The following is a 25,872-nucleotide window of genomic DNA, read 5'->3' as shown; positions in this document are numbered from 1 at the left end:
TAAGCATATTTGCACAGAGTAAAAGCAAAAAAGTTGACATCACAGTACAAAAAGATAGTTTCATATTTTCTTAAAGCCGGAATTGTTTTTTTTGCATTTTGGTTTGTCTATAGCAAACTGACTGCAAACAAGAACTTAAAGGATTTCAAAAACCTCCTGACACAAATCCCTCAATGGGAAATTTTCTGTGTATTGGGTTTTGTCTTGTTCCTGATGTTGGTTAACTGGGGACTGGAAGCGGTAAAATGGAAAAGGTTAATTTCCAGTGTAGAACGCATCAGCCTATGGAAGTCTGTGGCTTCGGTTTTCTGTGGTTTAACATGGGCGGTATTTACGCCCAACCGGATTGGAGAGTATGGTGGAAGGGTATTTTTCCTGTCGCCAAAAAGAAGGATCATCGGAGTGGTGGCCATGGCGGTTGGAAATATTGGTCAAATGGTGCTCACCAATGTCTTCGGTGCCATCGCATTCTGTGTTTTTATCTACCGTTTCGTGAATATCGATCCCTTACTATTTTATGGACTGGTCTTTCTGGCCTTGATTTTCTGCCTGTTTTTTATCGTGTTTTATTTTAATATCAAATGGCTGAACGGGATTCTGCTTTCTATGCGCTTTACCAGAAAGTATAAGAAGTTTTATAGTATCCTGGCAAGGTATCAAAAGCGGGAATTGCTTAAGATTTTATTGCTTTGTTTCTCCCGGTATCTCGTTTTCAGTACACAATATTTCATCTTGTTCTTCTGGCTGATTCCCAACCTGCATTACCTGGAGATTCTGATGATGGTGAGTATCCTCTTCTTTGTGCAGTCGACCTTACCTTCTTTAGACCTTTTTGATATTGGCGTAAGAACCGCCACTGCTTCTTATTTTTTCAGCTCCATCACCGATCAGGAAGTCGCCGTGATTGCTTGTACTGCCAGCATCTGGCTGATTAATATTATTATTCCTGCTATATTAGGCACTTATTTCGTATTTAAACTTAACTTTTTTGGAAATCTTCAGCGTAGCTAGCTATATCACCTCTTTTTTAACGGTCTTGTATGTCCTGGTGGTGCTGGCTTTCATCAGAGGTTGGCATAAGCTGACCTATTATCAACCCAAACAACCTGTTTTTAAAACGAAGGTTTCGATACTGGTTGCGGCGCGCAATGAAGCCGCCAATATTTCAAAAACACTGGACGATCTGTGTGCACAGTCTTACGATCCGGCATTGACAGAAATCATCTTTATTGACGACCATTCTACCGATGATACCGCAAAAATCATCGCCTCTTATGCCTCAAAAGGGGTAAAGCTGATCCGGCTTAATGAAGACCGGGCACTCAATTCCTATAAGAAAAAGGCAATACAGACTGCAATAGGACAGGCTACAGGTGATTTGATCATCACTACTGATGCCGATTGCCGGATGGGAACAAACTGGCTTAAAACGATCATCGGCTTTTATGAAGAGCAGCAATATAAAATGATCTCATCGCCCGTGGCTTACTTTGAAGAAAAGACTTTCTTTGAACGTGCACAGGCATTGGAATTTTTGTACCTGATCGGTTTAGGGGCCTCCACCATAGGGAATAAAAAACCTTCTACCTGTAACGGGGCTAATCTTGCCTACGAAAAGGCGGCTTTTTATGAGGTTGGTGGTTTCCAGGGGATCGACGATTTAGCTTCCGGAGATGATGAATTGCTATTGCATAAAATAGCCGCACGTTTTGACAATAATATCGGTTTTTTAAAGCATCATGATGCCGTAGTGTATACACATGCAAAACCGACTTTGGGAGAGTTTATTCAACAGCGGAAACGATGGGCCTCGAAAAGTACCCGTTATAAAAATAAGTCGATTATCGTATTGGGTGTTGGCATCTGGCTGTTCAATGTGAGTATCTTGTTAAACATTGCCATCGGTTTATTCTTTGGATTTTTCCTGCAGCTGGCTTTGTGGCAGCTATTGGTCAAAATTATTGTGGAATTGTTATTTTTATACGACGTCACTGGTTTTGCAAAAAGAAGGAAATTACTCGTTTTATTACCCATACTTAACCTGATGCACATCGTTTATATCGTTTACATCGGCATTGCCGGAAACTCAGGAAAGTACAACTGGAAAGACAGAATGGTGAAATAATGGAGACCAATAATAGCCCTTCAGGAAAAGTATGGAAGCGATTCAGAAAAAATAAAATGGCTTTCGCCGGGCTATTGTTCATTCTGTTGATGGTCCTTATGGGCATTCTTGGTTACCTGATTACACCTGATCAGACGCCTTATGCCAATAGTATGCATTTACAGCTCAGCAATAAAAAGCCGGGAAGGAGCTTTGAGTTTCTCATCATCAGCAGAAATAAAGACATCAAAAAAGTGAATTTTCTGGAGCGCATGTTATTCGGACAGGAAGCTGATTTTAAAAGTATTCCGGTTACGGCCTACCGTGAGGAAGGAAATAAGGTGTATGCGAGGGAGTATATCGGCGACGATGAGCAGGCGGAAGAAGCGGTGTATCCACTTTTGGGAAAAGAAAACAGGTATCGGCAGACCTTTTGGCTGGGCACAGATATTTACGGAAGAGATTTGCTGAGCAGGTTGATTATTGGTATCCGGGTCTCACTTTCAGTAGGGCTGATGGCGGTACTCATTTCTCTTTTTATAGGCATTAGCCTGGGAGCACTCTCGGGTTATTTTGGTGGGAAGACCGATGCATCCATCAGCTGGTTCATGAACGTCATCTGGTCTTTACCTTCCCTGTTACTGGTGATTGCCATTTCTTTCGCCCTTGGGAAAGGATTCTGGCAGATCTTTATTGCGGTGGGATTGTCGACCTGGGTGGATGTATCCAGGCTGGTAAGAGGGCAGGTGATGGCTTTAAAGCAGGTAGAATTTGTGGAGGCGTCCAAAGCCCTTGGTTTCTCTACTTCCAGAACAATTATCAAACATATTTTACCGAATATTGCCGGGCCTATCCTGGTGGTGGCTTCTGCAAACTTTGCCTCCGCGATCCTGCTGGAAACAGGATTGAGCTTTTTAGGTTTTGGGGCACAGCCTCCTATGCCGAGTTGGGGCAGCATGATTAAGGAACATTATGGCTATATCATCATGGATGCAGCTTATCTGGCCATTTTGCCTGGCCTTTGCATTATGATCACGGTATATGCCTTCAACTTACTGGCCATCGGACTAAGGGATGCTTTTGATGTGAAGTCACAAAATATATCTGTTTAATTTTGAATTTTTTTAAATTGCGATATGCTGTTAAATAGTTACCAGAATGAATTAATCGAGGCGGGCTGTGATGAAGCTGGCAGGGGGTGTCTTGCGGGCCCTGTATTTGCTGCCGCAGTGATCCTTCCTCCGGATTTTATTCCCGGAATGCTGACGGATTCAAAAAAGCTAAGTCATAAACAGCGGGATGTGTTAAGGCTGATCATTGAGAAGGAAGCAATTGCATGGGCCGTAGCCGAGGTTGATCACCTGGAAATTGATAAAATCAATATCTTAAATGCTTCTTTTTTAGCGATGCACAGGGCGATAGAAAAATTAAGCCTGAAGCCGCAATACCTGAGCATTGATGGGAACCGTTTTAAAGCCTATCCGGAAATTCCTCATGCCTGCATTGTCAAAGGAGACGGGAAATACCTGAACATCGCTGCCGCCTCTATCCTGGCTAAAACGCATCGCGATGAATACATGACAAAAATAGCGGAAGAGTATCCTATCTATCAATGGAAAAAAAATAAAGGATATCCTACTATAGACCATAGAAATGCAGCTTTGAAGCATGGATTATCGCCATATCACCGTAAAACTTTTACAATTAGCCAACCTCAGTTGGCGCTGTTTTCCGAAATCAAAGGATAATTAGTATTTTCACATGATTTGAAAACATTAATACTCACAAACAGAATACCTTTTCCGCCCAATAGCGGCTATCCAATTGTTGTATACAACACAATAAAAGGATTGTTAAAACTGGGAGTGGAGATTACTATGTTCAGTATTAACCCCAATAAGTACCGGGTAGATGTAGAGGATATCTATGATCCTTTGTTTGAACAAATCAAGTTTCACTCTTTCAATCTGGATACTGAGGTAAATGTTTACGGCGCTTTGCTGAATATTTTCTCCAATCAGTCTTATAACGTATCGCGTTATTTTGATGAAGATGCCGCCAAATTGATTGGCGACGTTTTAAAGGAAAATGAGTTTGACATCATTCAGTTTGAAGGACTCTTTGTCGTGCCTTATCTGGATGTGGTGAAAGAAAACAGCAAGGCAAAGGTGATTTACAGAGCCCACAATATCGAGTTTGATGTCTGGGAACGGATCGCACTGACGGAGAAATTCACTCCCAGAAGAAGTTACCTTCAGTTTTTAGCACGTCGTTTAAAGGTTTACGAAACCGAGCAGATCAACCGTTTTCACCAGGTCTTTGCCATTAGTGAGCAGGACAGGCAAAGCATTTTAAGGTTTGGTTGTGAAACCCCACTGGAAGTTTTTCCGGTAGCCCTCGACTTTGAGAAATATGTGACCGATCCTTCAAAAACAAGTTTTCCAACACTTTTTCATTTAGGTGCCATGGACTGGCGACCGAATAAAGAAGGCCTGGAATGGTTTCTGGATGAGATCTGGCCGGATATAGAGAAACTGAACAGCGAACTTCGTTTTTATATTGCCGGGAAAAATATGCAGAAGCAGTTTTTTGAATATGATTCCGAAAATCTGGTAGTAGAAGGAGAAGTCTTTGATGCGGTAGAGTTTATCAATTCCAAAGCGATCATGATTGTGCCTTTATTGTCCGGAAGCGGGATGAGGGTAAAGATCATCGAAGGAATGGCGATGCGGAAGTGTATCATTGCAACGAGCATGGCCGCCGAAGGGATCAGGTGCGAAAATGGAAAAGACATCCTCATTGCAGACACTGCAGATGAGTTTTACAGGGCCATCCTGCAATGCATTACCAATCCTAAAAAATGGCGGGAGATTGGTGAAAATGCCAGAAAAACGGTAGAACGTGACCACGATGTCAGGATCATTTCAGAAAGAATGTTGAATATCTACCAAAAATTACTTACTGTATAATTTTTATGTACTTTTGCCCACGTTTTACAGGCCTGCGTCAGGGATAATTCCCCGCTTTATGGCTTTTGAAATGGACTAACTGCGAAAAAACAAATTGAACCATAAAAAAACAACTATACTAATGAAAAATACCGCATTAACAGATAAACACATTTCATTGGGTGCCAAGATGGTGCCTTTCGCAGGATATAACATGCCGGTTCAGTATGAAGGAATCAATGCAGAACATGCGGTCGTAAGAGGTGGTGTTGGCGTTTTTGATGTAAGCCACATGGGTGAATTTATCCTGAAAGGCGAAAATGCTTTAGATTTAATTCAACGGGTAACGAGCAATGATGCCTCGAAACTTTATGATGGTAAAGTGCAGTATTCCTGCCTGCCAAATGAAGATGGTGGTATCGTAGACGATTTATTGGTTTACAGAATCGACGAAAAAACTTATATGCTGGTTGTGAATGCTTCCAACATTGAGAAGGATTGGAACTGGATTCAAAAATATAATGATAAAGATGTAGAGATGCACAACATCTCTGACAAAACTTCTCTTTTAGCGATTCAAGGTCCTAAAGCAGCGGAAGCATTGCAGAGCTTAACAGACGTTGATTTAGCTTCTATGGAGTATTACAACTTCGTTAAAGGAACTTTTGCAGGTGTAGAAAATGTGGTGATTTCTGCTACAGGTTATACCGGTGCCGGTGGTTTTGAGATCTATTTCGACAATGAGCATGCAGATGTGATCTGGGATGCCATCTTTGAAGCAGGTAAACCATTCAACATGAAGCCAATTGGCTTAGGTGCACGTGATACTTTACGTTTAGAAATGGGTTTCTGCCTATACGGAAATGACATCGATGATGCAACTTCACCTATTGAAGCAGGATTGGGATGGATTACTAAGTTCAGCAAAAAGTTCACCAATTCTGAGGCTTTACTGGCACAAAAAGAAGCTGGTGTAGCACGCAAACTGATTGGATTTGAAATGATCGAAAGAGGTATTCCCCGTCATGATTATGAAATCGTTGATGCGGATGGAAATGTAACCGGAAGGGTAACTTCAGGAACTCAGGCGCCATCTTTACAGAAAGCAATCGGAATGGGCTACATTGATAAAGCATTGGCTAAAGAAGGTACTGAGATCTATATCAACATCCGTAACAACAAAATTAAAGCGAAAGTGGTTAAATTCCCTTTCAACAAATAAGCTAAGAAAAGACCTGTTCATCCCATTAATTGCCAATGCCAAAAAGTATAGAAGTTTGTTTAACGCCCGCATTGCTTGATCTTTATGCTATAGAGGAAAGTATTGTTGTCGTCATTGATATTTTAAGAGCAACATCATCTATTGTATATGGTATTGATAATGGAGCCAGCGCAATCATCCCTGTCGCACAGGTAGAAGATTGCCTGAACTATGCAAATCAGGGATTTTTATTAGCTGCAGAGCGAAATGGAGAAGTGGTTGAAGGCTATGACTTCGGCAATTCTCCATTTTCTTATACTCCGGAAAAAGTAGCCGGAAAAACGGTGGTTCTCACCACCACCAATGGAACGAAAGCACTCCATCTGGCAAGTGCAAGGGCACATCAGGTGGTCATCGGTTCTTTTCTGAACCTGGAATCCCTGTGTAACTGGCTTCGCATTCAAAATAAAAATGTCTTGTTGTTATGTGCCGGCTGGAAGGATAAATTCAATCTGGAAGATACCTTATTTGCCGGAGCAGTAGTGAATGAATTGCGCAAGGATTTCGCCCATTTTGATGATTCCTGTGTTGCCGCCGAAGACTTATACCTGCTGGCAAAGGACGACCTGAGGAGTTACCTTCATAAATCTTCCCATAGCCACCGTTTGGCAGAACTTAACATCGAAGAAGATGTAAAATTCTGTCTTCAGCTGAACATCTGCAAAGCCATTCCGGTATTGTCAGGAGATGCGCTGGTGGCAATTAAGGCTTAGGTTCCTTAAAATTATGGATCAGTTCCTGCAAGCTTTCGTTAGACTTGATGGTTTTTAACGTCTGCTCATAAGCAAGCCAGTAAATGGTTTCCGCTTTTTTCATGTCGAAAGTACTGATGTCGCCCATTCCTTTAGGCTCTACCAATGCATTGCAGAAAGACACCTTTTGCTCCATATCTTTATTGATAGACATGACACCGGCCCTTTTCATCAGGGAAGAAATATTGGTGATCTTATCAACCTCCTGTAAATGATTGCAGGATGAACCGATGATGTAATCGCAATTGTTCAGTAAGGGTTCTATCGGGAAATTATTTAAAATCCCACCATCCACATACATCTGATTGTTGATCATGATTGGTTTGAAAATTCCAGGAATACAGCTGGAAGCCAATACTGCCCTGATCAATGGCCCTTCGGTAAAATAGACCAGCCTCCCTTCACTAAAATTGGTGGCCGCAATGGTCAGTGGTATTTTCAGGTTTTCTATCCGGTCTTCCGGAAGGTGTTCTTTTAACAATTCCTCAACATGTTCTATATTGATCAGGCCTAAAGAGCCTAATGCCGGTCTGATGAAGCGCAATAATTTGGCTTTGATAAAAATATCCAATCCTTTTTCAGGATCAATTCCTGAAGCATAAAAAGCGCCGGCAATGGAGCCTGCACTCGTTCCACTGATGTGGCTAAAGGTAATGCCCGCATTTTTAAAAGCCTTTAAGACGCCTAAATGTGCGATTCCCCGAATGCCGCCACCTGATAATACGATTCCTACTTTAGTCATAAGGTTATATTCTTTTGCTATTTAGGCTTATATTTTGACATGTTCAAAATTTTCTGCGGATCTTTTTCAGCCATCAGCTGTTGCAGGCTGATCCCTTTGTTCTCCTGCATGTATCTTTTTACCATTTGCCAGCCTACCCATGCCCCTAATTTCGGTGCGGATTCATTATTCTCTCCAAGGCCTGGGGTAAAAGGTCCTTCACCCAGAAATACCTGGATCTTTTGATAATCGGTTTCAAACAACAGGTTGTTTTGTAACAAATAAGCCCAGATGTCTTTTTCATAAGTTTTACACCAGTCGATCTGGGATTTCGTATACCCGATTTTAACAGAATCCGGGACTTCATCTGCGAGTACCTGATCCATAAAGTAAAGGATCTTTCCGTTCTGAACCATTTTTGACAACAAGGTCCGGTCTTCATCCCGCTCCGGGAAGAGGTCTTCCCGGGCATAGGTTTCTGTAATTCTGGGAACCACGTACTCCGGACTGAAACGACGGGAAAGATAGGTGGGGACACTCTGTACGATCGCGCCGTAAAACTTGCTGTTCTTGCCCAGAAACATATCCAGCCCGATGCCTATATAGTCATCGCCAATAGGGGTCTGAACGGCAAATCCGGAGACAAAAGAAATCATTTTAGGAATCCTGGCCTTTGGATAGTAATGTTTTACGTATTTGAAGGTCTGCGTCAGGTCTTTTTCAATCCCGCCCATATCTTTAAAGATGCTGTCGGCCTCCCGGTTTAAATCGGTATAAGCCTGGTCTTTGTATAAGGTAGAAAGGATTTCTGTATTGCTGTAGCTGGGATCACCCACCATACGGTGTACATAATCGTTATAAAATGTCCCGTATTTTTGTTGTAGTTGCTTGTCCGTTTGCATCAGGTCTTTTGTTTTTCCATTGTAAAGATCCTGATCAAAGCGGGCTACTTTTATGTCCAGTTTGATGTCGGTTACATCTGGTTTGCTGCCTTGTTTACAGGAAAAGAGTAAGAGTAAACAGCCTGATAACAGGAAAAGAAAGAGCCCTGAGGGCTTCATTATTTTCACTGGTTTACTGGCCGTTGATGAAAAAAAAGCCGGTATAGAAAGAAAAAATAGATAGATTTGGCTGGATTTTACGTTATTTATCATTTATAGCAAATATATATAGATCCACAGGGAAAATTGCATAAACTTATTGCTCAAAAAATGAAAAGATACCTTACTTTATTCTTATTACTTTTAACAGGACAGCTTTTTGCACAGGAAGCAGGCTCACCATATTATGGCTTTAGATTAGGCTTAACGGCACATCCTACTTTGGGATGGGTGAAACCCGAGGTTGGAAAGACTGAGGGCATCGCCCTTGGCTTTGCTTACGGTTTAATGGCCGACTTTAATTTCGCGGACAACTATTCTTTTGCCACGGGATTAACGATCACTACGATCAATGGAAAGAGTACAGAACTTGGTTATATGGATATGACGGTGAATGCTAAACCAGTGGATCACGAATTGAGGTATCGGCTGCAATATATAGAAGTACCGCTGACCTTAAAATTAAAAACCAATAAAATTGGCGATCTGAGATGGTACGGGCAGTTTGGTCTCTCTAATGATTTCAATATCGGAGCGAAGCAGGACGTGAAACGTGCCGGTGAAAAAATTGCAGATGGCAAAAACATCTCGGACTATACCCGCTTTTACCGTGCCGGATTAATTGTTGGTGGAGGTGCTGAATACGATTTGGACAATCGCACCAGTCTGGCCATAGGTTTGACTTTTAACAATGGCTTTACCAATATTGCAAAGAATGGTGATGGAAAAAAAGTTAAAAATAGCTATATCGGCCTTAATATCGGCGTTTTCTTTTAGGCAATTTTAAGTATAGGATATGAATATTGCACTCGCACAACTCAATTACCACATTGGGAATTTTGAATACAATACCAAAAAAATAATCGATAACATCAACCTGGCGAAAGCCAGGGGGGCAGACCTGGTGGTTTTTGCAGAGCTTGCCATTTGCGGATATCCTGCCCGTGACTTTCTGGAGTTCGACGAATTCATTGAATTGTGTGAAGCCGCAGCACAGGAGATTGCCCTTAGCTGTCAGGGGATCGCCTGCATTATCGGGCTTCCGGTAAAAAATGATGTGCTTGCCGGAAAAGACTTATACAATGCGGCCTATTTTATTGAAGATGGGCAAATCAGGGACATCGTAAAGAAGGCATTGCTGCCTACTTATGATGTATTTGATGAATACCGTTATTTCGAACCTGCCAATCATTTTGAATGCATCAGTTTTAAAGGAAAGAAGATTGCTTTGACCATTTGTGAAGACCTTTGGAACATCAATAACAATCCTTTATATGCCTCTTCCCCGATGGATGAGCTGATTCGTCAGAAACCAGACATCATGATCAACATCGCAGCCTCTCCTTTTTCTTATTGTCATGATGACGAAAGGGTAGTGGTGTTGTCGGATAATGCAAAGAAATACAAATTGCCATTGTTGTATGTGAACCAGGTTGGTGCGCAGACAGAAATCATCTTTGATGGCGGCTCAATGGTTTTTGATAAACATGGAAAGCTACTGGATGAAATGCCTTACTTCAAAGAAGAGCTTCGTGTTTATCAAATGGAGAACGACCAGTTTAGCGGTTATGCACCTATTGAACATACTCCTGCTCCGGATATTGAAGTAATCCATGAGGCCCTGATTCTGGGGATTAAAGATTATTTTTCCAAATCTGGTTTCAGTAAAGCGGTATTAGGTCTTTCCGGCGGAATAGATTCTGCTATTGTATGTGCATTGGCTTGTCGCGCTTTAGGGCCTGAAAATGTGATGGCGGTATTGATGCCTTCTAAATATTCTTCAGATCATTCCATTCAGGATGCACTGGATCTGGTCGCAAACATTGGCTGTAAACATGAGATCATTCCGATCAAAGAAGCGGCAGATGCTTTTGATCAAATGATGGCTCCGGCTTTCATGGGTTTACCTTTTAACCTGACCGAAGAAAATATTCAGGCCAGGTGCAGGGGGATCATTGTGATGGCGATGTCCAATAAATTCGGCTATATCTTACTCAACACCTCCAATAAAAGTGAGTGTGCCGTAGGTTACGGAACCTTATATGGAGACATGTGCGGCGCAATCGGAGTGATCGGGGATGTGTATAAAACCCAGGTGTATCAACTTGCTGCCTATATCAATAAAGACGGAATTGTGATTCCGGAAAATTCCATTGTTAAACCTCCTTCGGCAGAGCTGAGACCGGGACAAAAAGATTCAGATTCACTCCCGGATTACGATATTCTGGATAAAATCCTTTTCCAGTACATTGAGCTGAAACAAAGTTCTTCTGCGATTATTGCACAGGGCTATGAAGAAGCATTGGTGAGAAGGATCATTAAAATGGTAAATACGGCGGAATTTAAACGTTATCAAACTCCGCCGATTTTAAGGGTTTCGCCCAAAGCATTTGGAATGGGCAGAAGGATGCCGATTGTTGGGAAATACCTTTCTTAGGACTTCACCGAAGTGATCCACCAAACGTTACCTGTGGTGTCTTTAACGCCACAGGTACGTCCATAATCCTGATCGGATAACTCCATAACAATCGCGGCTCCTGCATCAATGGCTTTGTGGAAACTTTCGTCTGCATTGTCTACATAGATAAACAGGTTGGACGTTGCCGTTCCCCAGGGTTCAATTGCGTCGCAATACATAATTGTGCTGGCTGAAATCTGGGCTTCTCCATGACGGAGTAAACCCGTCTGATCGTCCCGGGGGTGCTGATGGGTGATCTCTGCATTAAACACTGTTTGAATAAAGTCTGTAAACTTCTGGGCGCCGTTGAGCATAAGGTATGGCATAACCGCCTGGTGTGTTTTTGGAATGTTCATGATGCTGTTTTTTAATTGTTTATCGCACAAATTTAGGTTCAGATCATTGCTGTAAATTGGAAAAACACGACATTCTTTATACGGTGATCCATTTTGTTCCTTCCGCTTTTCCGGAAAAATAACTTCCCGGGTGATGCCCGGAGAATTCTTTAAAATCGTGGATAAAGTGCGATTGGTCATAATAGCCGCAGTTGTACGCAATGTCTGTTAAGGAAAGGGATTCCTTTTCGGAATATTTCCGTAAGGCAGTTTGAAACCGGATGATCCTGGTAAATAATTTAGGGCTAAAACCAGCGTATTCTTTAAAATTACGTTGAAACTGACGCATAGATAAAAAGCTGTCATCTGCCAGGCGTTGCACATTGCTGCTTCCATCCGTGCGGATGATTTGCCGGATGGTTTCGGACATTCCATTGTGCTTTACTTTGCGCCGGGCAAGTTTCGATTCCAGAAACTGACTAATGATGGCAACTCTGGTTTGATTGTCGGGGGCGAGCATGATCTTTTCTTCCAGTTCTTTCCCTGTTGTGCCCAGAATTGTTGTCATGTCTATCATTTCATTGGTCAGGGCAAGCGCAGGGATGTCGAACAATTCAGACATGGCAAAAGGATAGAGGTATACTCCAAATATGCCAAAGCGCTGATCAATTGAAAAACGCCTGAATTGTTGTGAGGGACCGGATATTCCTGAGGAGAAGGACGTGATTTGCTGCTCATTGCCCAACAGCTCTTCGAAAACACCCTGATAATGAAAAACCATTTCCACACATCCATCCGCCATTGTGCGGTGAATATAGGGTACTCCGGAAAAGCTGTCCATTTCCAACACCCAGAAACAACGGACCAGTCCGGCGAGATTTGCAGAAGGGTTAATGCTGAAGTATTTCATAAGAGATAGGCCTCAACATAAAGTTAGCGATTTTTAGGGCGCCTTTTTAACCCATTTTTTATAGGGAATGATCAGGGCGAATAACAGGGCTGTAAGCGAGCATAACTTCGCAATAAGATCTCCGTTTTCTACGTAAAAAGTAAGGTCGCTATTCAGGTTGATGTCTGCTTTTAAGGCGGTAGGTACCCACCACTTGCTTTGCTTTACCAGATCTCCTTTTTGGTCGATAAAACCGGAGATTCCGGTGTTTGCCGAACGGACTACCCATCTTCTGGTTTCTATGGCTCTTAATTTGGCGTATAAGAGGTGCTGGTCTTTCCCTGAAGTATTTCCCCACCAGCCATCATTTGTGATGATAGCGATGAACTGAGCACCTTCCTTTACCGATTTACCGATCCAGTCGCCCCATAGCGATTCATAACAGATTACCGGAGCCACACCAATGCCGCTTTGCGCATACATGACCGCAGGCTTGTCCTGCCATCCCCATCCGCTAACGGTGCCGCCCAATTGCGCAAACACAGGCTTTAAAAATGCGAGGGCATTTGGAAAAGGCATTTTCTCTACACCCGGAACCAGTTTTGATTTATGGTAGAACTGCACGTTTGCAGAGTTTTCCACCTGCATGGCCGTGTTAAAATTATCATAATAAATCCCGCTGTTCTCATCAAATTTAGCACTGATCGTTTGCAGATCATTGTATCTTTTGATACTCTCAATTCCGGTGATGAGTGTGCCGTTTTTATACTTGGAAAGGAAATCCTGAAGCTGTTTAAAGTCTGGATTACTCCTTACGCGTTCCTCATCACTATAGTTCGGGATCGCCGTTTCCGGCCAGATGAAATATTCTGTATTGGGTTGTCCGATAGAATCAGAGAGCCTGGTTAAAGTGCGGATTTGATCCTGTGAAGAAATCCCACCCAGTTTCTGATAAGGATCGATGTTGGGTTGTACGGTGACCACATTTACAGGGACCACTTTCTCTTCATAACCGGAATATCTGATCAATGAGGCGGTAACAGGGATTAGGATCACCAGCCCGAGTACAATTAATGGCCTGAATTTCAGGTATCCTTTTTGAGTCCTGAAAACCTGATAAGCTTCAAAAGCGAGGATATTGCTGATTAAAATCCATAGAGAGCCACCGTAAATCCCGGTATATTCATACCATTGGATCAGTTGATGGCTCGCTGCGAATCCATTTCCTAAGGTCATCCATGGAAAGGCAAGATCCCAGGTCTGGTGCAGGTATTCCATGCTGATCCAGAAGCTGATGAGCCCCGCATAAGCCATCCATTTAGAAGTATACCGGCTTAAACGGTAATATAGCCAAAAGGCAAAGGTCATCAGCAATGCACCCAGTCCGTAAGGAATGAGCGAGATCAGAAAGGCGACAAATGCGTTATTATAAGCACTGATTGCATTATAAACCCAATAAATACAGGCGGTATTCCAAAGCAGGAATGTTAATCCTGCGGTTAAAAAAACACGTTTTCCTTTTTTCTCTTTTTCGCTGCCGCTGATTTGTTTGATGGCGATGAGTAAAGGAACCATACCAATCAGTAAAAGAGGGGCAGTATAAGGAATTGGCGGCCATGCCAGCCACATTAAGAAAGCGCTTGACAGGGCCAGGAGCGTCGTATTTTTTGAATTCATTGGGGATCTGATGTACTGCTTTGTGAATTAGAAATTGTCTAGTACATCTGCTTTTTTAGCCTCGTATTCTTCAAGGGTAATCAGTTGCTTATCGTACAATGTTTTCAGTTTTCTTAATTTGATGGTCGTTTCATCTTCAGGTTCTTCTACCGGAGCAGGAGGTACGACAGGGGCAGGTGGGATAAAGGCGACCGGCTCTTCCACTACTTTAGGCTCAGGGATCGTATTTACGGTTACCGGAGAAGTTGAAGAACGTCTTTCTTCCAGCTCGATCTGGCGCTGTTGTTCTTTAAATTCAGCCAGCTGTTCGTGTGCGGCCTGATACAATTTACGGGCCTGTACTTTAGGAATATATTCGGTGATGATGTTTTCTCCGTGTGTAGGCACACAGATGAATTTGGAACCAAAAATCTCTTCTTTAAAAGAGATCTCTTTGATCGTTTTCCAGGAGATGTCTTTAAAGTTCATCGTGATTCCGAAGTTACCCGGCTCACAATAGAAAATACGCTTGTTACTTACGGCAATACAGGTTGGAAGCAAATTTACAGCAGGTCTTTTTTGTACCGCCATATAAATCAGTTCCTCATTTGCACTGAGCATATCATTTAGTTTTCCCAATACCTTCTCAACAGCCTTAGGATCTTGTTCGTCACTTAAAAATCTATCTATTAATATCATGTTTAATGCTTTTTATATAATACTATCAAAAATTGAACCTATTTCTCTTTTTCGTATTTGGACTTTTTTACTTCTGTTTTGCCCGCAATACAAATCACGAATTCTCCTTTTAATATGTTGTTTTCAAAATGTGTTTTTATCTCCAGTAAAGTACCCCTTACGGTCTCTTCATACATTTTTGTCAGCTCCCTGCTTACGGAAGCCTGGCGGTCTTCTCCGCAATATTCAGCAAACTCTTCCAGGGTTTTCAATAGGCGGTGTGGACTTTCATATAAGATGATGGTACGGTCTTCCTCTGCCAGTTTTTTAAAGCGGGTTTGTCTGCCTTTTTTTACCGGTAGAAAGCCCTCAAATATAAAAGTATCGGACGGCAATCCGGAGTTCACTAATGCTGGAACAAAAGCGGTTGCTCCTGGCAGGCATTCTACGGCCAGGTCATTCTTGATCGCCTCCCTTACCAGGAAAAATCCGGGATCAGAAATCGCAGGAGTACCTGCATCGGAGATCAGGGCTACATTTTTTCCTTCTTTTAGAAACTTTATGATTTCTGAAGTCGCCTGATGCTCATTGTGCTGGTGGTGTGAATATGCTTTTTTATCAATGCCGAAATGTTTCAGCATCGGGGCACTGGTACGGGTATCTTCAGCCAGAATCACATCGGCTTCTTTTAAGATCCTTATCGCCCTGAAGGTCATATCCTCAAGGTTGCCTATTGGCGTGGGAACAAGAAATAGTTTGCCTTCCATAGTTATTTTTTTCGCGATGCGATGCCAAAGGGGCTCGCAATGACGAGTTAAGTTATTATCTTTGTTTAAAAAATAAAATAATGTTGCAAGTTAACTATATCCGCGAAAATAGAGAGAAAGTTTTAGAACGACTGTCTGTCCGTAATTTCAAACAGCCTGAATTGGTGGATGAAATTATTAAAATTGATGAAGAGCGTAGACAAGCTCAAACCTCCTTGGACTCCCTTTCCGCTATCGCAAATTCCAGTGCTAAACAAATTGGTGAGCTGATGCGTAATGGTAAAAAAGAGGAAGCGGATGTATTGAAATCGGAAACTACAGCAAACAAAGAGCAGATCAAAAATCTGGCTGATGTACTGACTGATGCAGAAGCTAAATTACACAGCCTGATTGTGCAATTGCCTAACCTGCCTCATGAATCTGTACCTACAGGTGCTACACCAGAGGAAAATGAAGTGGTATTGGTACATGGCGAGCCTGCAGTATTGGGCGAAAATGCCGTGCCACACTGGGAACTGACTGCTAAATATGACATCATAGATTTTGAGCTGGGTACAAAAATTGCCGGCGCAGGTTTCCCTGTTTATAAAGGAAAAGGAGCACGTTTACAAAGGGCATTGATCAATTTCTTCCTGGACCGCGCAGTAGATGCAGGATACAGAGAAATGCAGGTTCCTTTGTTGGTTAATGAAGCTTCAGGATTTGGAACTGGTCAGCTGCCGGATAAAGAAGGTCAGATGTACCATGCAGGAATAGATAATTTATACCTGATCCCTACAGCTGAGGTTCCGGTAACGAATTTATACCGTGATGTGATCCTGAAAGAAGAAGAACTTCCGGTAAAGAATACGGCATATACACCATGTTTCCGTCGCGAGGCAGGTTCTTATGGCGCGCACGTAAGGGGCCTGAACCGTTTACACCAGTTTGATAAAGTGGAATTGGTGCAGGTGGTACATCCGGACACATCTTACGACGTATTGGAGCAAATGAGCAGCTATGTACAATCCTTATTAAAGGATCTTGGCCTTCATTACAGAGTCCTGAACTTATGTGGTGGTGATATGGGATTTGTGGCTGCTAAAACTTACGATATGGAAGTATGGAGTGCTGCACAGCAACGCTGGTTAGAGGTGTCTTCAGTTTCCAACTTCGAGACTTACCAGAGTAACCGCTTGAAATTAAGGTTCAAAGGGGCGACCGGAAAAACACAGCTGGCACACACTTTAAACGGAAGTGCTTTGGCTTTACCACGTATTGTAGCTTCTATCCTTGAAAATAACCAGACGGATAAAGGAATTAAGATTCCTGAAGTCCTGGTAAAATATACTGGATTTGAATATATCGACTAAGCCCGGGCTTAGTGATAAAATAAAAAAAACCTTCTCCATTACGGGGAAGGTTTTTTTATTCATCGGTAGATGAGAATATTATAGTATTAAGATCAACAATAGAATGATGATGATGATTGCGCCGACAGAAAGATAAACTCCTCCTCCTAGTGCTTTAGATTGTTTTTTTAACTCTCTCAGTTCTTTACGTAGTTCTTTTTTCTCTGCTCTGGATAAATCTGATTTATCCATTGACCTGATTTCCTCTACCCGTTCTGTGATTCTTTTCAATTGCGCTTGTTGTTCAACAGTCATCTCTGTTTTATTCTTTTCAGATTTGTCTGCCGCAAGAACGGTATTGGCGCTAACGCCCAGCATAAAAATTAAGGCCAGTGAGTAAATGAATTTTTTCATGTGATTAGGTTTAGTGATTTCCTTATAAATAACAAAAAACCTACCAAAAATTATTGGTAGGTTTCTTTTAAGCGACCTTAAAGCCGAAATAATCGTTTTTTCGCTATGTTTAAGCAATATAGCTGAAGAATATATTTTTAATGTTTAATGATGCTGTCGCCCTTTTAAGGAGGTTCAGCCTTTAAACTGTATATTCTTACAGCCAGTATTATTTAATTTCAAACACGGTGTTCATCGTGTAATTCAGTTTGATTTTCTTGAAATCAATTTCCGGAGCTGCTCCACCCATTGCGTCTGCACTTTCTGCTTTCATCATCATTACGTTTGCACGGTACATTGGCTGAGGGTAAGACTCGTTGTTCAATTCCTGAATGTCAATGATGCTTCCCAATTGATTGCCTAACGCTTCTACTAAATAAGTGGCTTTGGCTTTCGCTGCCTGAAGTGCTTTGATTTTAAGTTCTTTCTTTAAGGTTTCGATCTTAGAGTAGTCATAACTATCAATATTGGTATACGCCACGCCTTTAGGATCTACTGAACCGATCAGCTCATTCCATTTGTTCAGATCAGTTACTTTTAAGCGGTATTGTTTGCTCACTAAGAAGTCAGGATTTTTCTTTTTCTCTGCAATGCTGTAACCTGATAAATTATTAATCGTTAAGTTTTCTTTTGCAATACCTGCATCCTGAACCGCTTTAAACAGCTGATTTTCCAATGTAGTGATTTCTACTTTTTTCTTGCTGTTGTTGTCTTTTAAATATTCTTTTAAAGAGATGCTGATATAGATGATATCCGGAGTAACTTCAGTTTCTGCAGATCCGCTAACACTTATCTTTTTTCTCAGATCTACTTGTTGAGCCATGGCACTTAAACTAAATAAGGCAACAAAGGCAAGGGCAAATAACTTTTTCATAATGTTGATTTTTCTTTTGTGTATTTGATAACAAGATGTAAATATCAGGTCAATTCCATATCAGGGCATTAACAATTTACAGATTATATCTTAACTGCTTCATTATTAGGATGATTTTTTGCGAAAAATATTTATGAAATTTTGAGGGTAAATAAAAAAGTCCGCAAAGCAAAGGCTTTACGGACTGATATTTTTTTCAGTGATCTTTAGTCTTCGACGATCTCGTTGTTTGGACCGATCTCTTCTTTTACCTCTTCCTTAAAATAAGTTTTCTGGTAGATCAGGATGATGACCACCCCTACAGAGATCGCTGCATCAGCGATGTTAAAAACAGGTCTGAAGAAGATGAAATCTTCGCCTCCCCAGATGGGTACCCATGCCGGGAAATTGCCCTGTAGAATCGGAAAGTAGAACATGTCTACTACCCGTCCATGGAACCAGCCCTCGTATCCATAGATCTTTCCATAAAGTACAGAGTCAATGATATTGCCCACTGCACCTGAAAAGATTAAGGCCACATTCAGAATCAATCCCCTGTGGTATTTTTTCTGAATCAGATAATGTAATGCATATCCAATTCCTGCTACTGCCGCTATTCTGAATAAAGAAAGAGACAGTTTACCGAACTCCCCGCCAAACTCCAGGCCGAAAGCCATTCCATTGTTTTCCGTGAAGTGAATAATGAACCAGTTGCCTATGATCTTAAACTCCTGACCAAGGTACATATTGGTTTTAATCCAGGTTTTTAACACCTGGTCTGCCAGTAAAACAAAAAAGATAATCAGTAAAGGTTTTGTATATCCCTTCATTAGCTTTGCTTCATTTTAGCTTCCATGCTTAACGTTGCATGCGGAACTGCACGAAGACGTTCTTTCTGGATCAGTTTACCTGTTTCACGGCAAATACCGTAAGTTTTATTTTCGATACGTACCAACGCAGCTTCCAGGTTCTCAATGAATTTCTTCTGGCGGGCAGCCAGTTGGTTCAATTGTTCCTTTTCTAAAGTAGCAGATCCATCTTCCAAGGTCTTATATGTTCCTGAGGTATCTTCAGTTCCGTTAGAATTGGGGCTACTTAATGAGCTGGTTAGAGAAAGAAATTCTTCTCTGGCCATACGTAATTTTTCCTGAATTAATTCTTTAAACTCTTGAAGTTCACTATCAGAATACCTTGTTTTTGCAGCTTTTTCCATAATAATTATTGTTTTGCTATCGAAATATGTAGTTCAACATCGTCGATTACGATTTTGTTTCCATTCTCTAAATTATCTATTAAATTAATTTTATCCGCTAAGATTTCCGAACAAATGTATGTTTTATTTTGTGCTACTGCATTTGCGATCAAATTATCGTTTTGTAAAGACACGGTAATCCTATCGGTAACCTCGAAATTCAATTCCTTTCTCAGGTTTTGGATTCTATTGATCAGCTCGCGCGATAATCCTTCCTGTTTTAGCTCATCTGTAATGGTAACATCCAGTGCTACAGTTAGATTTCCTAAATTGGTGACCTGCCATCCCGGAATGTCTTCCGCAATGATCTCCACATCACTCAGCTGAACAACGTATGCTGTTCCAGGAATCTGGTATTCTCCTGCAGCCTCAAATCCCGCCAGTTCTTCCTGGCTCAGGTTATTGATGACTTCAGCTACCAACTTCATATCCTTACCTACTTTCGGACCTAAAGCCTTAAAGTTTGGTTTGATCTTTTTCTTAATGAATCCCGCAGCATCAGTGATATACTCGATATCCTTGATATTGGTTTCCGAAAGAATCAGCTCTTTCACCAGTTCCACCTGCGTTGCAAATTTCTGATCCAATACCGGAACTAAGATCTTTGCCAATGGCTGACGAACATTGATGCTGCTTTTCTTACGTAAAGAAAGCACCATTGAAGATATGTTTTGTGCCAGTTCCATACGCTCATTCAGTTCCTTGTCGATCAATGAAGTATCCGCTTCTTTCCATAACGTTAAATGTACAGATTCAACGGTATTATTATGGTCTGCAACAGATAAATTCTGGAACAACCAATCGGCAAAGAATGGTGCTACCGGCGAAATGATCTGTGCGATACTCGTCAGACAGGTATACAACGTCTCATAAGCGGCTTTTTTATCAGCGGTCATTTCTCCCTTCCAGAAACGACGGCGGGACAAACGGATATACCAGTTGCTCAAATGCTCGTCTACGAAAGCTTGAATTGCCCTTGAAGCTTTAGTTGGCTCATAAGCCTTGTAACTCTCATCTACTTCGGCAATCAGCGTCTCTAATAAAGACAAGATCCACCTGTCCAGTTCACTGCGTTCCGCTACCGGTGTTTCGTTGTGTTCATCGATAACAAACTTGTCGATATTCGCGTATAACGCAAAGAAGGAATAGGTATTGTAAAGCGTTCCGAAAAACTTACGGCGTACCTCATCGATACCATCCAGGTTAAATTTAAGGTTGTCCCACGGAGAAGCATTACTGATCATATACCAACGGGTGGCGTCTGCACTGTAAGTGTCTATCGTAGAAAAAGGATCAACTCCATTGCCTAAACGTTTAGACATTTTGTTGCCGTTTTTATCCAGTACCAATCCATTGGAAACTACGTTTTTAAACGCAACTCCCGGATTGCCCACTCTTTCGTTGATGGCTTTGATCTCCTCACTGGATTCACTTAACATCACCGCGATGGCATGTAAAGTAAAGAACCAGCCACGGGTCTGATCTACGCCTTCTGCAATGAAATCGGCAGGATAAGCATTTTCAAACTCTTCTTTGTTTTCAAAAGGGAAATGCCATTGTGCATAAGGCATCGCACCGCTGTCAAACCAAACGTCAATCAGGTCTAACTCACGGACCATTCTTTCGCCTGTAGAAGAGGTTAAGATCACATCATCCACATAAGGACGGTGCATGTCTTTCAACTCAAAACCAGCTTCCATGAAACCTGCAGTTACAGATTTTTGAATCTCTGCATTCAGTTCTTCAATTGATCCGATACATTTCTCTTCCTGACCATCAGCCGTACGCCAGATTGGAAGGGGAGTACCCCAATAGCGGGAACGGGATAAGTTCCAGTCCACCAGGTTCTCCAGCCAGTTGCCAAAGCGTCCTGTTCCGGTTGCTTCAGGTTTCCAGTTGATGGTTTTGTTTAAAGCCACCATTTTCTCTTTTACCGCAGTGGTTCTGATAAACCAGCTGTCTAAAGGATAATAAAGGATCGGCTTATCAGTTCTCCAGCAATGTGGATAACTGTGTTCATATTTCTTAACGTCGAATGCCTTGTTGTCTTCTTTTAATTTGATGGCGATGAGCACATCTGTAGGTTTAAAATCAGCAGCAGCGCGCTCTTCGTCTGAATAGTATTCTTCTTTTACATAGCGACCGGCAAAGTCAGTCACTTCGTTCACAAATTTCCCTTGTTTATTCACCAAAGGAGCTTCATTGCCGTTTTCGTCTTTGATCAACACCGAAGGAACGCCGTTCTCTTTGGCTACACGAAAATCGTCCGCACCAAAGATCGAAGCCGTATGCACGATACCGGTACCATCTTCTGTGGTTACGAAATCACCAGGGATCACGCGGAATGCATTTTTCTCCAGGTCATCATTCGTCACATAAGCCATCAGCTGGTGATAGTGCAGGTCTACCAGGTCTTTACCTTTAAACTCCGCAGCTATGGTCCATGGGATTAACTTGTCGCCACCTTTATAGTCCTCAAAAGAAAGTTCTTTTGCGTCCGCTTTGAAATGTTTCGGTACCAGGTCTTTCGCCAATATTACGCTAACCGGAAGGAAAGTATAAGGATTGAAAGTTTTGATTTTCACATAGGTAATCTTATCTCCAACTGCTAAAGCACAGTTAGAAGGTAAGGTCCATGGTGTCGTCGTCCAGGCGATGATCGCTGTTTCTTCCGTTTCATTTTCAAAAAGCTGGCTCATCAAAGGATGCTCCTGGTCCTTTTTAAGGAAAAACTGGGCAGTGATGGAAGTATCTTTCAGCATCTTATACGTGCCCGGCTGATTCAGCTCATGGGAGCTCAATCCTGTTCCTGCGGCGGGAGAATAAGGTTGTACCGTATAACCTTTGTACAGAAGTCCTTTGTTGTAAAACGACTTTAAGATCGACCAAAGCGACTCGATGTACTCATTTTCATAAGTTACATACGGGTTCTCCAGATCTACCCAATAGCCCATTTTCTCCGTAAGGTCATCCCATACATCCGTGTATTTCATTACTTCCTCACGACAGGCGGTATTGTATTCTTCAACGGAAATCTTCTTTCCGATATCTTCTTTCGTAATGCCTAACTTTTTCTCTACTGCCAGCTCAATGGGTAACCCATGGGTATCCCATCCGCCTTTGCGTTTTACCTGAAAACCTTTTAAAGTTTTATACCGGCAAAAAATATCTTTAATGGCACGTGCCATTACGTGGTGAATCCCAGGCATTCCATTTGCGGAAGGCGGGCCTTCATAAAAAGTAAATGGGTTCGATTTTGAACGTGTAGAAATGCTCTTCTCAAAGATGTTTTCCGCTTTCCAAAAATCAAGTATCTCTTTTCCTATTTTAGCTAGTTCCAGTTGTTTAAATTCCCTATACATCAATCAAGTATCTCCAAAAAATTAAGGATGCAAAGTTACGTTTTTTGAATTAAAAATTGTAGTCTTATCATCATCATCTTGATGATGACCTTTGCAATCCAGATGTTATTATAAAACAGGATCGTAAAATAGGAAAAAAAATAGATTTGGAGTGGTTTTTGTTACTTAATGGTTAACAATTTAGTGGCCTCCTGTTATGATAAAAGTATTGAAACTTCAGAAAGCTGTGATGGCCATTGTATTGGGGATCATTGCCCTTATTGCCTATAAAGTGATGGATATAAAGCACCTGGAATCGAGCATTTATATGTTGGAACTCGCAGGATTCTTATTTGTAACCGGAGCATTGCTCTTTCTCTATCCGGTATTCTTTGCTAAAAAAGATAAAGAAGGAAATGTGGAGCTCGATCCGGAGCAACAGGAGGAAGAAACGATAGAATAACAGATCGTTTCAAAAAAGAACACGGGAAGAAAGACACCGCAATGTTTTCCTCCCGTGCAGGGAACAGATCTTCCGTTATTTTATAATACTCCGCCCATATATGGGTCTGTGATTCCTTCTTCGCCGGTTTCTACATGGCCTGCATATTGTTTACTGAATGCTTCATGCCCCTTGATGTGAAGACTAAAGTCATACCAGGAAGCACTTTTCTGCAAATCAACAATGATCTTCGCCTTTCCTTTGGCAGATAAGGTGATTTCCTTTGTTTTATTCTTTTCGTAAGTATTGTCCTTAACAGTAAGCTTTAGTTCTTTTGTTCCTTCATTTTCAAGGATCAACTGAACGTTTCCGGTTAACTTCTTTGTCAGCATTCCCGAAGCTTCATATTCGCAACGGATTTTCAATGCAGGATCATTTTTGTTTCCTTTAAACTGGCGGAAAAAACCGTTCGGACCACTGATACACAAATGATAAGTATCTTTTTCAAAATCTGACAGTTTCAGTGTATCGCCGATTTTGTCGCCGGAGCTGAGTGCATACGACCATGTTTTTCCTGTTTTTCCCTGATAAAGCGCTGGACTGTACATCAGAAATGGGGTGCCTACAGGAACGAGTTTCTGTCCGAAATTTCCCTTTCCAGATTCAAAGTCAACCTGAATGGTCTGTGTTGCAGCATTCAATGCGGCTTCAGCAAAGGGCTGATAAGGAAGTGCACAAGCAGGGCGTGTTCCTTTTTCCTGCTGCGGCATGGCTGAAGGAGAGTTAGGAGCAAAAGCCGGGAGCGCATTGATCTGTTTAATCTGCTCTTGTGTTAAAGGATCGGGTTTTACCTGGGCCGGCTTGTTTTTTGCATTCTGGATTCCCTTAATCACAGCCTCTCTTTTTAAGGGACTAACCGGGTTTGACTGATCTGCTTTTGCAGGCCTGAATACTGAAGTCAGGTCTCCGCAGATGCTCCTTCTCCAGCTGCTGATCGTACTGCTTTTGATCTTTTTACCCGTCTTTTTCCCAAGGAAGTTTTCCAGGAACATCAGGCAGGAGGTATGGTCAAATACCTGGGAATTTACATATCCACCTTTACTCCATGGAGAAGCCACCAACATCGGTACACGGTATCCCAATCCAATCGGACTGTCTTTTTTTGATTCGTAGTCGGCAGCGATATCAATCTTGTCCGAAACTTTTCCTGTAGCAGCATCCCCGGGTTTAGGGACAACATAAGGAGGAATGTGGTCAAAATAACCATCATTCTCATCATAGGTCAGGATGAAAATTGTTTTCTTCCATACTTCCGGGTTTTTGGTCAGGATGTCTATCGCTTCAGAAACATACCAGGTGCCATATAAAGGAGAACTCGTATGGTCCGAGAACCTTTGTGGCGCAACCAGCCAGGATACAGTAGGTAGCTTTCCATTGTCTACATCAGCGCGGAACTGGTGGAAAATATCATTTTTAGGGATGTTCAGTGTTTGCTGCTTTCCCTGGTCATCAGTAAATGAAAATGGAGCGAGCTCCAGGTAATTTTCAGGCGCGTTGATATTGGTTGCAAAAGCTTTATCGATGAGGTTTTTCTCCCGGTCTGATAGTTTATTGTATTTTTCTGTTACTTCTGCAGCGCTTAAAGCTGGTTTACTGGATTGATCTCCGTTTTTTCTAAAGTAGGCAGAGAGTTTAACGTTATATCGTTTTACATATTCGATCGCATTATCGCCATAATTTCCCAACCAGTCGTCTACGCTATCTCCCTTTAAATCGGCGGTCCAGATCTCATTCTGATAAATTTTCCAGCTGACCTCATTGTCCTCCAGCAATTCAGGGAAAGTTTCCCAGTCCACGTAAGCGTTTTCACGGGATTCTGCCTGGGAGTTGTTGACTGCGGCTACAGATGTTCCGTTTTGTTCAGGGCGGATCGTTCCACTCCAGAAAAACAAGCGGTTTGGCGTAGTTCCGGTTAAGGAAGAGCAAAAGTTATGGTCACATATGGTAAAAGCATCAGCCATGGCATAATAAAAAGGCACATCGGTACGGTCGTAATAACCCAGACACATATGTGATTTTACCGGCACCCATTTGTCGTAATTTCCATTGTTGCGTGCTGCCAGCTGATCCGTCCAGGAATGAGGAAGGCCGCCCTGCCAGGTGATTTTAGTTTTATTGATGTCGACATGAAAGGGCGCATATGTTTTTCCTTCCGCATCTTTCTGAAGCCATACCTTGTTCTGGTCAGGAAGGGTAAAGGTTCTGGGGTCATTAAAGCCACGGACACCCTTTAATTTTCCAAACATATGGTCAAATGACCTGTTTTCCTGCATTAGAAAAACGACATGTTCGGCGTCATAAAATGTAGATCCCGGGTCGGCACTGATGGCCATCGCCTTTTGGATCGACATTGGAATAACATTAGGGAGTCCGGCGGCCCCGGATAGCAAGGCTGCCTTTTTTAAAAATGATCTTCTTGAATCCATTGTATTTGTTTGTGTGTATATCCAAATGTAACAAGATTGAAGATT

The 25,872-nt window shown here is 41.9% G+C and carries 24 protein-coding genes; 11 read left to right on the top strand and 13 right to left on the bottom strand.

Annotated features, from left to right (window positions below):
- Positions 1 to 33: 33 nt before the first annotated feature.
- From BLQ87_RS32045 to BLQ87_RS32015, 7 genes are all read left to right on the top strand, one after another.
- Positions 34 to 1,011 (top strand): hypothetical protein, encoded by a 978-nt coding sequence (locus BLQ87_RS32045; RefSeq protein WP_074613011.1) that lies wholly within the window; start codon positions 34 to 36, stop codon positions 1,009 to 1,011.
- Complete coding sequence (locus BLQ87_RS32040) at positions 989 to 2,125, top strand: glycosyltransferase family 2 protein (RefSeq protein ID WP_074612987.1); 1,137 nt, start codon at positions 989 to 991, stop codon at positions 2,123 to 2,125. The genes BLQ87_RS32045 and BLQ87_RS32040 overlap by 23 nt, the downstream gene beginning before the upstream one ends.
- Positions 2,125 to 3,216, top strand: coding sequence for an ABC transporter permease (locus tag BLQ87_RS32035; protein WP_074612986.1), 1,092 nt, complete (start codon positions 2,125 to 2,127; stop codon positions 3,214 to 3,216). Before BLQ87_RS32040 ends, BLQ87_RS32035 begins: the two co-directional genes overlap by 1 nt.
- A 24-nt stretch (positions 3,217 to 3,240) precedes the next feature.
- Positions 3,241 to 3,852 (top strand): ribonuclease HII, encoded by a 612-nt coding sequence (locus BLQ87_RS32030; RefSeq protein WP_074612985.1) that lies wholly within the window; start codon positions 3,241 to 3,243, stop codon positions 3,850 to 3,852.
- 18 nt (positions 3,853 to 3,870) lie between these two features.
- Positions 3,871 to 5,073, top strand: coding sequence for a glycosyltransferase (locus tag BLQ87_RS32025; protein WP_074612984.1), 1,203 nt, complete (start codon positions 3,871 to 3,873; stop codon positions 5,071 to 5,073).
- A 121-nt stretch (positions 5,074 to 5,194) separates the two neighbouring features.
- Positions 5,195 to 6,274 carry a glycine cleavage system aminomethyltransferase GcvT gene (gene gcvT / locus BLQ87_RS32020; protein ID WP_074612983.1) on the top strand — a complete coding sequence of 360 codons (1,080 nt, stop codon included), beginning with the start codon at positions 5,195 to 5,197 and terminating at the stop codon, positions 6,272 to 6,274.
- Between the two features lie 35 nt (positions 6,275 to 6,309).
- Positions 6,310 to 7,026: a 2-phosphosulfolactate phosphatase gene (locus BLQ87_RS32015; RefSeq protein WP_074612982.1), complete on the top strand. Its 717-nt coding sequence runs from the start codon at positions 6,310 to 6,312 to the stop codon at positions 7,024 to 7,026.
- On the opposite strand, the gene BLQ87_RS32010 is transcribed toward BLQ87_RS32015, so the two are convergent.
- Both BLQ87_RS32010 and gldB read right to left on the bottom strand, forming a co-directional pair.
- On the bottom strand, positions 7,016 to 7,807 hold the full coding sequence (locus tag BLQ87_RS32010) for a patatin-like phospholipase family protein (protein ID WP_074612981.1): 792 nt from the start codon (positions 7,805 to 7,807) through the stop codon (positions 7,016 to 7,018). The genes BLQ87_RS32015 and BLQ87_RS32010 overlap by 11 nt on opposite strands.
- 17 nt (positions 7,808 to 7,824) lie before the next feature.
- Complete coding sequence (gldB, locus tag BLQ87_RS32005) at positions 7,825 to 8,940, bottom strand: gliding motility lipoprotein GldB (RefSeq protein ID WP_083362173.1); 1,116 nt, start codon at positions 8,938 to 8,940, stop codon at positions 7,825 to 7,827.
- Positions 8,941 to 8,997: 57 nt separating this feature from the next.
- Here gldB and BLQ87_RS32000 point away from each other — a divergent pair, with 57 nt between their 5' ends.
- Together BLQ87_RS32000 and BLQ87_RS31995 are read left to right on the top strand one after the other, a co-directional pair.
- A complete protein-coding gene (locus tag BLQ87_RS32000; RefSeq protein WP_074612980.1) occupies positions 8,998 to 9,663 on the top strand; it encodes a porin family protein in 666 nt (221 codons plus the stop codon).
- Between the two features lie 19 nt (positions 9,664 to 9,682).
- Positions 9,683 to 11,323: an NAD+ synthase gene (locus BLQ87_RS31995; RefSeq protein WP_074612979.1), complete on the top strand. Its 1,641-nt coding sequence runs from the start codon at positions 9,683 to 9,685 to the stop codon at positions 11,321 to 11,323.
- Here BLQ87_RS31995 and BLQ87_RS31990 read toward each other — a convergent pair.
- The 5 genes from BLQ87_RS31990 to rsmI all read right to left on the bottom strand — a co-directional run bounded on the left by BLQ87_RS31990 (position 11,320) and on the right by rsmI (position 15,669).
- Complete coding sequence (locus BLQ87_RS31990) at positions 11,320 to 11,700, bottom strand: VOC family protein (RefSeq protein ID WP_074612978.1); 381 nt, start codon at positions 11,698 to 11,700, stop codon at positions 11,320 to 11,322. The two genes, BLQ87_RS31995 and BLQ87_RS31990, sit on opposite strands and share 4 nt — an antisense overlap.
- Positions 11,701 to 11,776: 76 nt before the next feature.
- A complete protein-coding gene (locus BLQ87_RS31985) occupies positions 11,777 to 12,589 on the bottom strand; it encodes an AraC family transcriptional regulator (protein ID WP_074612977.1) in 813 nt (270 codons plus the stop codon).
- 33 nt (positions 12,590 to 12,622) lie between these two features.
- Positions 12,623 to 14,245, bottom strand: a complete 1,623-nt coding sequence (gene lnt, locus BLQ87_RS31980) for an apolipoprotein N-acyltransferase (protein ID WP_074612976.1) — start codon at positions 14,243 to 14,245, stop codon at positions 12,623 to 12,625.
- A 27-nt stretch (positions 14,246 to 14,272) separates the two neighbouring features.
- The gene (locus BLQ87_RS31975; RefSeq protein ID WP_073232130.1) at positions 14,273 to 14,923 is read right to left on the bottom strand and encodes a PH domain-containing protein; all 651 of its coding nucleotides are present in this window, start codon (positions 14,921 to 14,923) and stop codon (positions 14,273 to 14,275) included.
- A 38-nt stretch (positions 14,924 to 14,961) separates the two neighbouring features.
- Positions 14,962 to 15,669, bottom strand: a complete 708-nt coding sequence (rsmI, locus tag BLQ87_RS31970; RefSeq protein WP_172665009.1) for a 16S rRNA (cytidine(1402)-2'-O)-methyltransferase — start codon at positions 15,667 to 15,669, stop codon at positions 14,962 to 14,964.
- 80 nt (positions 15,670 to 15,749) lie between these two features.
- On the opposite strand from rsmI, the gene serS reads away from it, so the two are divergent.
- The gene (gene serS / locus BLQ87_RS31965) at positions 15,750 to 17,021 is read left to right on the top strand and encodes a serine--tRNA ligase (protein ID WP_074612974.1); all 1,272 of its coding nucleotides are present in this window, start codon (positions 15,750 to 15,752) and stop codon (positions 17,019 to 17,021) included.
- 78 nt (positions 17,022 to 17,099) lie between these two features.
- Here serS and BLQ87_RS31960 read toward each other — a convergent pair whose 3' ends face one another.
- The 5 genes from BLQ87_RS31960 to ileS form a co-directional block, all read right to left on the bottom strand.
- The gene (locus BLQ87_RS31960) at positions 17,100 to 17,414 is read right to left on the bottom strand and encodes a hypothetical protein (protein ID WP_074612973.1); all 315 of its coding nucleotides are present in this window, start codon (positions 17,412 to 17,414) and stop codon (positions 17,100 to 17,102) included.
- A gap of 208 nt (positions 17,415 to 17,622) precedes the next feature.
- A complete protein-coding gene (locus BLQ87_RS31955) occupies positions 17,623 to 18,327 on the bottom strand; it encodes an SIMPL domain-containing protein (protein ID WP_074612972.1) in 705 nt (234 codons plus the stop codon).
- Between the two features lie 206 nt (positions 18,328 to 18,533).
- Complete coding sequence (locus tag BLQ87_RS31950) at positions 18,534 to 19,136, bottom strand: lipoprotein signal peptidase (protein ID WP_074612971.1); 603 nt, start codon at positions 19,134 to 19,136, stop codon at positions 18,534 to 18,536.
- Positions 19,136 to 19,519 (bottom strand): TraR/DksA family transcriptional regulator, encoded by a 384-nt coding sequence (locus BLQ87_RS31945; protein ID WP_074612970.1) that lies wholly within the window; start codon positions 19,517 to 19,519, stop codon positions 19,136 to 19,138. The genes BLQ87_RS31950 and BLQ87_RS31945 overlap by 1 nt, the downstream gene beginning before the upstream one ends.
- Positions 19,520 to 19,524: 5 nt before the next feature.
- Positions 19,525 to 22,920, bottom strand: a complete 3,396-nt coding sequence (gene ileS / locus BLQ87_RS31940) for an isoleucine--tRNA ligase (RefSeq protein WP_074612969.1) — start codon at positions 22,918 to 22,920, stop codon at positions 19,525 to 19,527.
- A 196-nt stretch (positions 22,921 to 23,116) separates the two neighbouring features.
- Between ileS and BLQ87_RS31935 the strand changes: the two genes are divergently transcribed.
- Positions 23,117 to 23,362, top strand: a complete 246-nt coding sequence (locus BLQ87_RS31935) for an isoleucyl-tRNA synthetase (protein ID WP_074612968.1) — start codon at positions 23,117 to 23,119, stop codon at positions 23,360 to 23,362.
- 80 nt (positions 23,363 to 23,442) lie between these two features.
- Here the strand turns inward: BLQ87_RS31935 and BLQ87_RS31930 are convergent, their stop codons facing one another.
- On the bottom strand, positions 23,443 to 25,827 hold the full coding sequence (locus BLQ87_RS31930; protein WP_074612967.1) for a phosphocholine-specific phospholipase C: 2,385 nt from the start codon (positions 25,825 to 25,827) through the stop codon (positions 23,443 to 23,445).
- Positions 25,828 to 25,872 lie beyond the last annotated feature (45 nt).

Source organism: Pedobacter steynii (genome assembly GCF_900103665.1).
Classification (GTDB): Bacteria; Bacteroidota; Bacteroidia; order Sphingobacteriales; family Sphingobacteriaceae; genus Pedobacter; species Pedobacter steynii.
This window is presented reverse-complemented; position numbering and strand designations above follow the sequence as displayed.